This window comes from Leifsonia sp. Leaf336, from assembly GCF_001423695.1.
In the GTDB taxonomy this organism is placed as follows: Bacteria; Actinomycetota; Actinomycetes; order Actinomycetales; family Microbacteriaceae; genus Leifsonia.
In genome coordinates this window covers 14,286-26,576 of sequence record NZ_LMOZ01000002.1, presented here as the reverse complement: position 1 = coordinate 26,576, position 12,291 = coordinate 14,286, and the positions used below count along the sequence as shown (strand labels likewise).

The 12,291-nt window shown below is 68.4% G+C and carries 11 protein-coding genes; 7 read left to right on the top strand and 4 right to left on the bottom strand.

What is annotated here, in order from left to right; translation table 11 throughout:
• Positions 1–73 precede the first annotated feature (73 nt).
• The gene (locus tag ASF88_RS09075; protein ID WP_055917008.1) at positions 74–2,710 is read right to left on the bottom strand and encodes a family 78 glycoside hydrolase catalytic domain; all 2,637 of its coding nucleotides are present in this window, start codon (positions 2,708–2,710) and stop codon (positions 74–76) included.
• Positions 2,711–2,894: 184 nt separating this feature from the next.
• Here ASF88_RS09075 and ASF88_RS09070 point away from each other — a divergent pair, with 184 nt between their 5' ends.
• Positions 2,895–3,617, top strand: a complete 723-nt coding sequence (locus tag ASF88_RS09070) for a CoA transferase subunit A (RefSeq protein ID WP_055917005.1) — start codon at positions 2,895–2,897, stop codon at positions 3,615–3,617.
• Entirely contained in the window at positions 3,604–4,248 is a 645-nt protein-coding gene (locus ASF88_RS09065) for a CoA transferase subunit B (protein ID WP_055917002.1), read from the top strand. Before ASF88_RS09070 ends, ASF88_RS09065 begins: the two co-directional genes overlap by 14 nt.
• On the opposite strand, the gene ASF88_RS09060 is transcribed toward ASF88_RS09065, so the two are convergent.
• The 3 genes from ASF88_RS09060 to ASF88_RS20925 are packed head-to-tail and all read right to left on the bottom strand — an operon-like array spanning position 4,220 to position 6,758.
• Positions 4,220–5,023, bottom strand: coding sequence for an SDR family NAD(P)-dependent oxidoreductase (locus ASF88_RS09060; protein WP_055916999.1), 804 nt, complete (start codon positions 5,021–5,023; stop codon positions 4,220–4,222). The two genes, ASF88_RS09065 and ASF88_RS09060, sit on opposite strands and share 29 nt — an antisense overlap.
• Entirely contained in the window at positions 5,020–6,156 is a 1,137-nt protein-coding gene (locus ASF88_RS09055) for a DUF5605 domain-containing protein (RefSeq protein ID WP_235493475.1), read from the bottom strand. Before ASF88_RS09055 ends, ASF88_RS09060 begins: the two co-directional genes overlap by 4 nt.
• A complete protein-coding gene (locus ASF88_RS20925) occupies positions 6,123–6,758 on the bottom strand; it encodes a DUF5060 domain-containing protein (RefSeq protein ID WP_235493373.1) in 636 nt (211 codons plus the stop codon). Before ASF88_RS20925 ends, ASF88_RS09055 begins: the two co-directional genes overlap by 34 nt.
• 151 nt (positions 6,759–6,909) lie before the next feature.
• On the opposite strand from ASF88_RS20925, the gene ASF88_RS09050 reads away from it, so the two are divergent.
• Genes ASF88_RS09050 through ASF88_RS09030 form a run of 5 tightly spaced genes read left to right on the top strand, consistent with a single transcriptional unit; the run spans position 6,910 to position 12,269 of the window.
• Positions 6,910–7,812 (top strand): transketolase, encoded by a 903-nt coding sequence (locus tag ASF88_RS09050; RefSeq protein ID WP_082518864.1) that lies wholly within the window; start codon positions 6,910–6,912, stop codon positions 7,810–7,812.
• Entirely contained in the window at positions 7,809–8,762 is a 954-nt protein-coding gene (locus ASF88_RS09045) for a transketolase family protein (RefSeq protein WP_055916996.1), read from the top strand. The genes ASF88_RS09050 and ASF88_RS09045 overlap by 4 nt, the downstream gene beginning before the upstream one ends.
• A complete protein-coding gene (locus ASF88_RS09040) occupies positions 8,759–10,261 on the top strand; it encodes an FGGY family carbohydrate kinase (RefSeq protein ID WP_055916993.1) in 1,503 nt (500 codons plus the stop codon). Before ASF88_RS09045 ends, ASF88_RS09040 begins: the two co-directional genes overlap by 4 nt.
• Positions 10,258–11,235, top strand: coding sequence for a sugar phosphate isomerase/epimerase family protein (locus tag ASF88_RS09035; protein ID WP_055916990.1), 978 nt, complete (start codon positions 10,258–10,260; stop codon positions 11,233–11,235). Before ASF88_RS09040 ends, ASF88_RS09035 begins: the two co-directional genes overlap by 4 nt.
• A 41-nt stretch (positions 11,236–11,276) precedes the next feature.
• Positions 11,277–12,269, top strand: a complete 993-nt coding sequence (locus tag ASF88_RS09030) for a sugar-binding transcriptional regulator (protein ID WP_055920186.1) — start codon at positions 11,277–11,279, stop codon at positions 12,267–12,269.
• Positions 12,270–12,291: the final 22 nt, after the last annotated feature.

Here is a 12,291-nt window from a genome sequence, read left to right as displayed (position 1 = left end):
ATTAGCATTTCGACGAGCGTAATCCAGTTTGAGCCATTGCGGCCCCCGGACGAGGACTTTTGCGCAAGTGCGGTCAGCGAGTCTCGGCGGTGACCCGGAGCCGGTGCTCGCCTGGGCCGAGAATGCAGTCCGTCCCTGCAACGGGCACCCTGGCGTCAGCTCCCGAGGGAACGGTCACCCGCAGATCCCACCCGCCCGGACCACGCGACCACCTGACCGCCGCATCGCCGAGCGGGGTGCGATGGCGGATGGCCGCGTGAGTCACCCGATCGTCCTCCACGGGCGCCACCTCGAACTCATGCCATCCCGGCGCGGTGAGGCGAAGGCCGCCGACCCTCTGCTGAATCCAGGACGAGACGGAGCCGAGGAAGTAGTGGTTGCGCGATCGTGCGTCCACGTCCCACGACTCGAGGAGGGTCCTCTCGCCCGCGTCGAACCAGACGCCCCATCCCGGTCGGCTGCGCTGCAGGAGGACGGTCAGGGCGAGATCGTCCCGTCCGGCGGCCGAGAGCACCGGCAGCAGATGACGCACACCCACGGCGCCGAGATCGAGGTGGCCGGCAGTGCGACCCTCGAGATCGCCGATCAGGCTCGCCCGGACAGTCTCGACGTGCTCGGTGGGAACGGTGTCGAACGCCAGCGGAAGCACATTGAGTGACTGCCGGTACCCGACTCCCCGCACGCGATAGTGCCCGGCAATCGGGTCGAAGAACTCACGGTGATAGGCATCGGCCGTCGCCCTCGCGGCATCGAGGTATGCGCCGGAGTCCTGCCGCCCGATCGCATCGAGAATGGCCGCCACGTGCTGAAAGGCCGTCACCGACATGATGGTCCCGATGGAGACCCGTCCCTCGGGGGCGACACCATGACCCGGCGCAAGCCAGTCGCCCCAGGTGCGGTCGGGCCACAAACCGTCCTTCAGACGTCCGAGCAGCCCGTCCGCGTAGCGGCGCACCATCGATTCGTGCCGCTCCAGCAGCCCCGGGTCACCGTACTCGCGATACAGGTACCAGGGGATCAGGACCGCGGAGGACGACCACGCCGGGTCGGTGCGCCGACCCCAGCCTGGGGTCGGCACGATCTGGGGGATGGCACCGTCGGACGACTGCGCATCCGCATGGTCGTCCAACCACTTGCCGAACGAGGACCGCAGGTCGAAATGGTGGAGGAGACCTTCGGTGGCGAGGTGGGCGTCCGCCGTCCAGCCGTTCTTCTCGTAGATGGGGGTGTCGGTGGGGATGCCGTGCAGGTTGTTCCTGAACGTTCGTGCGGTCGCGCTGTCGATCCACTCGAGCAGCGGTTCGCTGACGGTGAGTTCGCCCACCGTGCTGAGTGGCGTGTAGAGGGGGACGGCGCGAACCTGGGAGACATCGACGCCGCCGGTGGTCGTGACCTGGATCCACCGGAACCCCCGGTAGCCGAACTGCGGTTCCCAGCTGTATTCCTCGGTCTCCCGATCCAGCCGAAGGGAGTCCACCTGGGCCGGCCCGGCGACGAGGTAGTTGTCGCAGGTGACGTTCCCGTCACCGTCACGCTGCTCGCCGGAGACGACAGTGACGAGGCCTCCAGGGGCGCCGGACACGGTACAGCGCAAGCGCCCGGTCATGACCTCTCCGAAGTCGAATACCCACGAGTTGTCCGAGACGGCATCGATGCTCACGGGCGGCCGCGGAGGACCCGCCGTCACCGGAGGGTGCGAGGCGGGACGCAGCTCCCCCGCAGGACCTGCCACAACGGTCACCGGCCGCCACTCGGCGTCGGCCGCGTCGAGGGCCCACTGCTCGCCCCCGAAAAGCGTGTCCACCTTGACCGGTCCCGCCGCCGTCTCCCATGTCTCGTCCGTCACGAGCGTCGAGATCCCACCGTCGTCGTGGCGCACGTCGATCCGGGCCAGGGCCATCGGTTCGCGATGCCAGGGGGCCAGGTACCACCCCCAGATGTCGCCCCCTCTGGCAGCGAATCGTTCGCGGCCGGCGTCGATCTCGATCGTGTTGACGCCCGCTCGGAGCAGGTGCGCCACCTCCCACGTCCGGTAGAGGACGGAGCGGTCGTAGTTCGTCACGGCCGGCTCGAGGGCCTCTTCGCCGACACGGATGCCGTTGATCGTGACGAATCCGCACCCGAGCACGACCGCCGTGACCGTCGCTTGCTTCGCCGCCGATGGCAGGGTGAACCGGGTTCGGAAGACGGGATTGGGCGCAGGGATCGTCTCGGCGGCCGCGCTACGGACTCCCTCGACCGGGTCGCCGTCGGTCCAAGCCTGGCCCTGCAGCGGGAGAGGTGCGGTGCCGTCGTCGGCGCCCGTCGATGACCCATCGGCGAAATACCAGCCGACGGTCTCGCGTTCGGCCTCCAGCACGATGGTGTACTCGCCCGGAGGGGCCGGAGGGGTGATCGGGATGAACCGGTCCAGCCGCTCCCACAGCAGCTGGGGTCCGTCGGCGACCAGCTCGCCGACGGCCTCGCCGCCGGCGTTCAGCACCCGGATCACGAAGCGGACATCGACCGCGAACGGATCCTCGGCGTCGCGTGGGGCGGCGATGTCCACGCTCACCGCGGACAGCGGCCCCTGACTGAAGAAGGTCTGCGCCAGCGAATGCCCGGGAGCCACCCACTCCACCGCCTCGCTCGCCGCATTGCGCCTGACGCGCGTGGCGGCCGGCACGGCGCGCGAGATCCATCGCGCGGATTCGAATGGGTTGGTCGTCATGGAAGGCTCCGGGGTCTGAGTACAAGGCAGTTCCAGCATGCGGCCGACGGTCGTACGCGATCGCCCGTGCGCCGACAGTTGCGCAAAACCGACGTGCACCCGAGCGGTGCGACAGCAGGATGAACGACACTGGACCCCCACGGGGCCACTCGCGACGAGGGTCCCGCATGAGCGCAGGAGTGGGATGGCGAGCAAGTCCTGGGAGAGCGCGGCGGCGGCGATCGCCGGCGTCGTGAGTGACGGCATGACGATCGCCGTCGGGGGGTTCGGCCTCTCCGGCATCCCCTCCAACCTGATCGCCGCTCTGCGAGACACCGGAGCACGCGACCTCACGATCGTCAGCAACAACCTGGGCACCGACGGCAAGGGACTCGGACTCCTGCTCGAAAGCGGCCAGGTGAGGAGAGCGCTGGTCTCGTACGCGGGCGAGAACAAGCTTCTCGCCGAGCAGTACCTCTCGGGCGCGCTCGACCTGGAGTTCGTCCCGCAGGGGACGCTCGCCGAGCGCTTGCGCGCGGGCGGGGCCGGCATCCCCGCGTTCTTCACCCCGACCGGCGTGGGGACCCCGATCGCCGAGGGCAAGCAGGAGCAGACGTTCTCCGGCGTCCGGGCGATCCTGGAGCTCGGCATCGTCGCCGACGTGGCACTCGTGCGCGCGCATCAGGCGGATGCGGCCGGCAACCTCCGGTACCGGCTCGCGGCCCGTAACTTCAACCCGCTCGTTGCGACCGCGGGCCGGATCACGCTCGTCGAGGCGGAGGAGGTCGTCGACGGGTACCTCGACCCCGATGACATCCACACCCCGGGCATATTCGTGCAACGACTCGTGAAGGTCGCCGACACGACGAAACACATCGAGCAGCGCACAGTGCGCCGACGCGAGGAGTTCGACCATGTGGACGCGTGATGAGATGGCCGCGCTGGCGGCGAGCGAGCTGCGCGATGGACAGTACGTCAACCTGGGAATCGGGATACCGACCCTCGTCGCGAATCATCTGCCGCCGGGCGTCGACGTGACGTTGCAGAGCGAGAACGGCATCCTGGGCATCGGCCCCTACCCGTTGGACGGCGACGAGGACCCCGATCTCATCAATGCCGGGAAGCAGACGATCACCGTGCGGCCCGGCGCTGCCGTCTTCGACTCTGCCACCTCTTTCGGCATGATCCGCGGCGGCCACGTCGCCGCGGCTATCCTCGGCGCGCTGCAGGTCTCCGCACGCGGGGACCTCGCCAATTGGACGATCCCCGGCAAGCTGGTCAAAGGCATGGGCGGGGCGATGGACCTCGTCGCAGGAACACCGCGTGTCATCGTCATCACCGAGCACGTTGCGAAGGACGGCAGCCCGAAGATCGTCGAGAACTGCGCTCTCCCACTCACCGGCGTCGGAGTCGTCGACCGCATCATCACCGACAGGGCAGTCTTCGACGTGACGGAAGCGGGATTGGTCCTGCGAGCTCTTGCTCCGGGACAGGACCTCGATGAACTCCGCGCCCTGACCGGCGCACCCTTCAGCGCGCCGCCTCCAGATCGGCGATGAGGTGCTCGACCCGGCTTCGGGCCCGCTCGAGGACCCCATCTCCCGGGGCGACGTGAACCCGACCCGCCTCCACAGCGATCAGCGCCGCATCGGCCACCGCCCGGGCGGACATCGCCCCCGGCAAGTCCCCGATGGAACCTGCTGTCCCGGAGGGGAGCGTGATCGCACCGAGCGCCGCGGAGTTCTGACCCAACGGGGTATCGACCAGCCCGGGACAGAGCACGGTGGCGCCGAGCGCCGGGCCGGCCGCCTTCAGCTCCAGGTCCAAGGTCTCCGTCAGCCCGACGACGGCGTGCATGGTCGCGGCGTACGGTGTGCGGCCCGGCAGAGGAGCGAGGCCGCCAGAGGACGCGGTGTTCAGGATGTGCCCGCTGCCCTGCGCGACGAGGTACGGCGCGAAGGCCGTGACTCCGTTGATGACACCCCGGAGCTTGACACCGATCATCCGATCCCAGGTGCTCGCCTCCTGCTCCCACATCGGCGCGCCGGGCGACACGAGCCCGGCATTGTTGCACACCAGGTCGACGCGGCCGAAGGTCGCCATCGTCGTGATGGCCATCCGCTCGACGGCGCCCGCGTCCGACACGTCCGTCGCCTGCCCGACCGCGTCCACTCCGCGGGCCCGGATGTCGCTCACCGCCTGTTCGAGGGCATCCGCCCGGATGTCGGCGACCACGATCCGGACCCCGCGGTCTGCCAGCGCCTCCGCGAGCCCCAACCCGATACCGCTGGCGCCGCCGGTGACGACCGCGACCATGCCCTCCTCGATGATCATGCGGCCGCCCGGAAGCGAAGGGCGATGCCCGGTCGCGCCGGAAGTTGCACACGCAGCGTGCCCTCGTGCGTGCCGGGCAACGTCGTGACGGTCATCTCCCAGGTGTCGACGATGTCGATCTCCGCGCGCATTCCGTCGGGAACGGTGACGTCACGGAAGCGCGGCCGGTGGTCGCCGAAGTAGACGAGCACGTATTCGCCCGCGACTCCGCCGGTGACAGCATCCCAGTCTCCCGGAAGCGCATCGACCCTTCCGGTCGGCGACTCGGCGACGATCCTCTTCAGGAAGGCGATGCGGGCCGGGCTCTCGCCGCGCAGCACACCGCCCCGCGACCACCAGATGATCTCGTCCTCGGACCAGAACGTCTCGCCGTGCGTCAAGTGACCTCCGCGCAGGGTTCCCGACCAGAACCGCTGCACGACCGCCTCAGCGGTCAGGTTCCCCCACCCCTGGTCCAGGTCTCCCTCGTAGCCGAACTCATCGACGGCGACCGGCTTTCCCCACCGGTGGCGCCACTCATCGACCAGGCCCCCCATCTCGTCGGAGCCACGCTGGATGCTGGCATGCGTGGCCCAGCCCGCCGAGAAGTCGAAGACCTCCAGCCAGTTGTGGATCGACAGCAGATGCCCCGCGTGATCCTCGCGCGCGACCACCTGCGCCAGCCGATGCCAGTCCTCCGGCCGCTTGGCCGTCAGGAGGTCGTACTCGTTCGCCATCGACCACCACACGTTCGCGAAACCGGCGAGACGACGCACCACATAGGTGAGGTAGCGCTCGTCGGCCACCTGGCCGAGCCTGCTGAAGCCCCACCGGTCATACGGGTGGAACAGAATCAGGTCGGCCTCGATGCCGAGCTCGGCGAGCTGTGCAATGCGTCGTTCGAGGTTCGCGAAGTAATCGAGGTCGAACCGCGTCGTGTCCCAGCCGTCGTCGCTGCGCGGGAAGACGAAGCTCTCCGGCTCGTTCTTGTTGTAGAGGTAGTCCTTGGGGAACAGCCCCATCCGGATCTTGTTGAACGGCGTCAGGGCCAGCGTTTCGATCGTCTGGTCCTGCAATCCGGCGCTCTGGTGGGTCCATGCATAGGCGGTCGTTCCGAAACCTACGAACGGGGTGCTGTCGGAGTACGCGAAGATCCCCCCTCGTCGACGCGAACAGGTCCACGCGCGCGCCCCTCCCTCACCTCCACCGCGCCGCCGATCCCATCGAGGGATCGGGCGTTCGACTCCGTCACGAACGTCCAGCTGCCGGCCGCGGGCGGAAGAAAGCGGACGAGGAATCGGCCACCGCCGTCGTAGAAGCCGCCCACGACCACGGTGTCCGATCCTTTCTCGAAACGGACGTGAAGCTCCACCTCGATGAACGGGTTGCCGTGCGACGGCCCGTCGAACCCGATCTCGACCGTCTCGTTGCGAGTCGCCGAGTCCGGGATGCTCACGCGGGCCGAGCCCGACGGAACGCTGTCCGGCTCGTAGTCCGTAGCGGGCGCGATCGACGCCGGCTCCTCCGACTGCTCCGACGTGTCTTCGATCGTCGCCAGTGCCGCCAGCAGCTCCTCCACCTTCGCGGTGTCCGGCCTCATGACGAACTGGAGGAATCCTCCCAGCGGGGCTGTGCGCAGGCCCTGCGCGAGCGGCGAGGCGACGACGTCGGGGATCACCCTTTCGAGAACCGCACGAGCGTGCTCGTTGTCGAGCGCCGAGCTCAATGGCGAATAGCGGTCAAGAGTTCTGGTCATGCGGCTGATTCTGGCCGCGGAACCGTGAATCCTCAACCGATTTGCGCATATATCGTCACGGTTGACACTTCTTGCAAGCGACGAGCTACGATGCGATTATGAATGAAGACCCACCCATGCATGAACATGCACAACAGATCGGCAGGAGATCGTGACGCAGCTCGAACCGTCGTCGCCCCTGACCGCTGACGACCGCGCACGCGCGTACTGGGTGGCGACCCGGACCGAGATCGCCGGGGCGGACGCCGCGACACGAGACGAAATCCTCCACGCGTGGTCGAACGGCATCCGCCGATCCGTGGTGAACATGATCGACCGCGCACAGCTCGGCCACATCGGCGGCGACTTCTCCGTGGCCGACATCCTCACCGTCGCATACCTGGCCGTGCTCGATGTCGACCCGGCGAACCCCACGGCGAGCGGGCGCGACAGATTCATCCTGTCGAAGGGGCACTGCTCGGCCGCCTTCTATTCCACGCTGGCCTCCTGCGGGTTCTTCGCCCCCGAGCGGCTGTCCTCCTTCATGGAGCCGCTGTCACCGCTCAACGGCCACCCCAACCGCAACAAGGTGCCCGGGGTCGAAACCAACACGGGGCCGCTGGGCCACGGGCTCCCGGTCGGCGTCGGTGCGGCGATCGGCGCGAAGCTCAACGGCGACGGAAGCCGCGTGATCGTCGTCACCGGCGACGGGGAGTTGCAGGAGGGTTCCAACTGGGAGGCGTTCATGTCGGCTGCCCAGTTCCGGCTCGACAACCTCACCGTCGTCGTCGACCGCAACCGCCTGCAGCAGGGTGCTCGCACCGAGGACACGAACGCGCTCGACCCGCTCGACGAGAAGCTGGAGTCGTTCGGCTGGGAGGTCCGCGAGATCGACGGCCACGACTACGGCCAGCTGCTGGCCGCGTTCGGCCCGTCGAGCTCGGGCAGACCTGTCGCGGTCATCGCCAACACGACCAAGGGCAAGGGCGTCTCATTCATCGAAGACCGGGTCGAATGGCATCACAAGGTGCCCTCCGCCGAGCAGGTCGAGCAGGCCCTCAAGGAGCTGGCATGACAACCACCGAAACCCTCGTCCCGACCTACGACAACCGGGTCGCCTTCGCCGAGGAGCTCATCGCGCTAGCGGAGCAGGACCCGCGCATCGTCGCCGTCTGCAACGACTCCGTCGGGTCCAGCAACCTCGGCGGATTCCGCGAACGGTTCCCCGACCGGCTGATCAACGTCGGAATCGCAGAGCAGAACATGGTGGGAGTAGGAGCGGGTCTCGCGAACGCCGGTCTGATCCCCTTCGTCTGCGCAGCCGGCCCCTTCCTCACCGGGCGAGCCCTGGAGCAGGTCAAGGCCGACGTCGCCTACAGCCGGCTGCCGGTCATCCTCTGCGGCATGAGCCCGGGCGTCGCCTACGGCGAACTCGGCCCCACTCACCATTCGATCGAAGACTTCTCCTGGCTCCGCGCCCTCCCGGGCCTCGACATCGTCGTCCCCGCGGATCGCAGCCAGACCCGCGCAGCGATCCGCGCCGCGGTCGAAAACCCGCGGCCCACCTACATCCGCGTCGGCCGCTACAAAGTACCGGACCTCGTCACGGAGACCGAGACGTTCGATCGCGGCCGCTTCCAACAGCTCCGCGACGGACACGACGTCACCATCGTCGCCGTCGGCACGATGGTTCCGCGAGCGCTGGAGGCCGCCGAACTCCTCGAAACGGCGGGAACGTCGACCCGCGTGCTCAACGCCGTCTACCTCGCTCCGCTCGACATCGACGCCATTTCGGACGCCGCGGCACACACCCGCGCAATCGTCACCGTCGAAGAGGCGAACGTCGCCGGCGGACTCGGCGCGGCAGTCGCATCGGTGGTGGTCTCCGGCACCGACCGCGTGCCGGTCGAGATCCTGGGCTTCCACGAGTTCGCATCGACAGGAAGCGCGTCCTTCCTGCTGGAGCACGCCGGGCTCACCGCCCCTGACATCCGCGCGGCCGCCCTGCGAGCATTGTCCCGATGACGTACAACCACGACGGAGTGATCCTCACCGTCGACCAAGGGACCGGTTCGACGAAGGGGCTCGCCGTCGCCGCTTCCGGTGAGGTGCTCGCGACCGCGTCCGTCCCGATCGGACAGTCCCATCCCGGACGGGGGCAGGTCGAGCAGGACCCGACGGAGATCGCCCGGTCGGTGCGATCCGTGCTGGCCACCCTGCGGGATCAGGCGGATACGCCGGCCGCGGGCATCGCGCTCAGTACGCAGCGCGAATCAGCGGTGGCGTGGGACACCCGGACCGGGACGCCTCTCAGCCCGGTACTGGGATGGCAGGACCGCAGGACCAGCGACAGGGCCGCGCGACTCAACGCATCCTCGGTCGGTCGGGCGGTCCGGGCGATCTCCGGACTGCCCGTCGATGCGATGTTCTCGGCACTGAAGCTCTCCTGGGTGCTCGACCGCATCGACCCCGATCGCCGCAGGGCGGCGGCCGGCGAGATCACGCTGGGCACGGTCGATGCCTGGCTGCTGAACGACCTGGCAGGCGAACGACGCATCGAACGGGGCAACGCCAGCCGCACCCAACTCGTCGACGTCCGCACGGGCGAGTGGAGCGATCCCCTCCTCGAGGTGTTCGACATCCCCCGCGCCGCCCTGCCCGACATCGTGGACTCCGATGCGCAGAGCCGGCCTCTGCCCGATTCCCGACTCGACGGCGCCGCGGTGAGGAGCGTCTTAGGCGACTCGCACGCCGCCCTCTTCGGACACGGCATCCGCCGGGAAGGCGCTGTCAAGGTCACGTACGGAACCGGGTCGTCGGTGATGGGCCTGAGCGACACGGTCCGTCAGAGCTCTCTCGCGAACACCATCGCCTGGTCGCGATCCGGTACCCTCACGCACGCCTTCGAGGGCAACATCCTGTCCACCGGCGGCACCCTCGTCTGGCTCGCCGAGCTACTGGGAACGAACGTCGCCGAGTTGATCCACCTGGCCGAGACCGCCGCGCCTGCACCGCTCGACGTGGTCCCGGCGTTCGGAGGACTCGGCGCGCCCTGGTGGGACGACAGAGCGGTCGGACTCATCAGCGGTCTGACTCTGGGCACGACCCGAGCCGAACTCGCTCGAGCAGCTGTGGATTCCATCGCCCTCCAGATCGAAGACGTCCTCGCAGCCGCCGACCTGGGCGGCCGCACACGCATCGACGAGGTCCACGCCGACGGCGGCCCCGCAGAGAACGACTTCGTCATGCAGCTGCAGGCCGACCTCTCCGGTCGGACGATCCTCCGGCCTCAGAACAGCGCCCTGTCCGCGCTCGGCACGGCCTGGCTCGCCGGGCAGAGCGCCGGGATCTGGGGCGACGGCATCCCGCCCTGGGGCGACGCCACCTCGAGATTCGAACCGCGGAGTGATTTCCAGGAACGCTCCGCGCGAAGCGCACGCTGGCAGTCCGCCGTCGCGCGCTCCCGCCTTCGTGCCACGACACCATCCGATTTCACCAACCGCACGTCCGAGGAGACCCCATGAGCAACCAGAAGTACGGCGCCGGCATCTGGCACTTCGCCACCTACGTGGACCGCTACGCCACTGACGGCTACGGCGAGCCGCGCACCATCATCGACGCCATCGACCTCGCGGGCCGGGTCGGCGACCTGGACGTCGTCGACCTGAACTACCCGTTCTTCGGCGGCGACTTCAGCAACGATCAGATCAAGCAGGCGCTCGACAGGAACAACCTCTCCGTCATCGGCATCACGCCGGAGATCTATACCCGCGTCTTCGCCAAGGGCTCCTTCACCAACCCAGACCCGGGCGTACGCCGGCTGGCGCACGAACTGATCACCGACGCGGCGAACCAGGTGCGCGCCTTCGGCGCCGACTACGTCAAGCTGTGGCCCGGTCAGGACGGCTGGGACTACCCGTTCCAGGTCGACCACGGCGCCCTCTGGAAGGCGTCGCTCGACGGCGTCGGACAGCTCGCCTCCGAGAACCCGGACCTGAAGTTCGTGATCGAGTACAAGCCGCGCGAGCCGCGCGTGCACATGAGCTTCGACTCCGTCGCCCGCACGCTGCTGGGGATCGAGAAGATCGGCCTGCCCAACGTGGGCATCCTGCTCGATTTCGGTCATGCGCTGTTCGGCGGCGAGTCACCGGCCGACTCGGCGCAGCTGGCGATCGACTACGGCCGCCTGTTCGGAATGGACGTCAACGACAACCTCCGCTCGTGGGACGACGACATGATCGCCGGCACCGTGCACCCGATCGAGCTGTTCGAGTTCTTCGTCACGCTGCGGAGGAACGGCTGGGAGGGCGTCTGGCAGCTCGACCAGTTCCCCTTCCGCGAGGACTCGGTCGGCGCCGCGAAGTCGGCCATCCGCTTCCTGAAGAAGGTCGAGCTGGGCCTCGACCGGCTGGACTTCGATGCGCTCGCGGAGGCGCAGTCGAAGCACGACGCGGTCGCGGCGCTGGAGCTCGCGCAGGATGCCCTGTACGGGTGGTGACGAGCGAGAACGTCGGCTCCGCCGCAGCTAGAGTGGGCGCCATGACCGATCCGGCCAGTCCCGCCTCCCCCGTACCGTTCACCGACGAGCGGCTCTCGCTCGTCACCAAGGTGGCGAAGCTGTATCACGAGGCGGGACTGCGCCAGCCGGAGATCGCTGAACGGCTCAACCTCTCGCAGTCCCGAGTGTCGCGGCTGCTCAAGCAGGCCGCAGAATCGGGAATCGTGCGCACGGTGGTCGTCTCTCCCGCAGGGCTCTACGCAGACATCGAGGAAGCGCTCACCGAACGCTTCGGCCTCATCGACGCCGTCGTGGCAGAACCGATCGCGGCAGACGACCTGTCGATGCTCGCTGCGCTCGGATCGGCTGCCGCCACCTATTTGGAGAGCGCCCTCTCGACAGCCGAGAGGATCGGGATCTCCTCCTGGTCCCAGACCCTGCTCACGACCGTCAACTCGATGGCTCCGATCGGTCCGGTGCGCGCCTCCCGCGAGGTCGTCCAGGTTCTCGGTGGTGTGGGCCGCCCCGACGTCCAGGTGCAGGCCAATCACCTCGCCGACCAATTCGCCCGCGTCATGGGCGCGACTCCGCGATTCTTCCCCGCCCCAGGGATCGTGGGGTCGAAGGCCGCGCGAGATGCCCTCATGGACGACCGCTATCTGGGATCCATGGTCGATCAGTGGCGCGACCTCAACACCCTCGTGGCAGGCATCGGCGCACTCGAACCCTCCACACTGCTCGCATCGTCGGGAAACGCCGTCGATCAGATCGAGACGGAGGCGCTCCAGGCCGCCGGAGCCGTCGGGGACGTCTGCCTCCGCTTCTTCGATCAGGCCGGCGAGCTCGTCCGCACTGATCTCAACGACAGGGTGCTCGGCATCACCAGCGAGACCCTGCGCGCCATTCCTCGGCGCATCGGCATAGCAGGCGGCGAGCGCAAGCACGCGGCCATCCGTGGTGCGGTCCTCGGCGGCTGGGTCAACATCCTCATCACCGACCGGGCCACCGCCCTGCAGCTCCTCACCGACAGTTGAGTCGGGACACGGCTCCGCACCG

Excerpts from the sequence above, each read along its gene's own strand:
- ASF88_RS09045 (WP_055916996.1), top strand. The coding sequence starts at position 7,809 with ATGACAACCACCGAAACCCTCGTCCCGACCTACGACAACCGGGTCGCC.
- ASF88_RS09065 (WP_055917002.1), top strand. The coding sequence starts at position 3,604 with ATGTGGACGCGTGATGAGATGGCCGCGCTGGCGGCGAGCGAGCTGCGC.
- ASF88_RS09040 (WP_055916993.1), top strand. The coding sequence starts at position 8,759 with ATGACGTACAACCACGACGGAGTGATCCTCACCGTCGACCAAGGGACC.
- ASF88_RS09075 (WP_055917008.1), bottom strand. The coding sequence starts at position 2,710 with ATGACGACCAACCCATTCGAATCCGCGCGATGGATCTCGCGCGCCGTG.
- ASF88_RS20925 (WP_235493373.1), bottom strand. The coding sequence starts at position 6,758 with ATGACCAGAACTCTTGACCGCTATTCGCCATTGAGCTCGGCGCTCGAC.
- ASF88_RS09030 (WP_055920186.1), top strand. The coding sequence starts at position 11,277 with ATGACCGATCCGGCCAGTCCCGCCTCCCCCGTACCGTTCACCGACGAG.
- ASF88_RS09035 (WP_055916990.1), top strand. The coding sequence starts at position 10,258 with ATGAGCAACCAGAAGTACGGCGCCGGCATCTGGCACTTCGCCACCTAC.
- ASF88_RS09070 (WP_055917005.1), top strand. The coding sequence starts at position 2,895 with ATGGCGAGCAAGTCCTGGGAGAGCGCGGCGGCGGCGATCGCCGGCGTC.
- ASF88_RS09060 (WP_055916999.1), bottom strand. The coding sequence starts at position 5,023 with ATGATCATCGAGGAGGGCATGGTCGCGGTCGTCACCGGCGGCGCCAGC.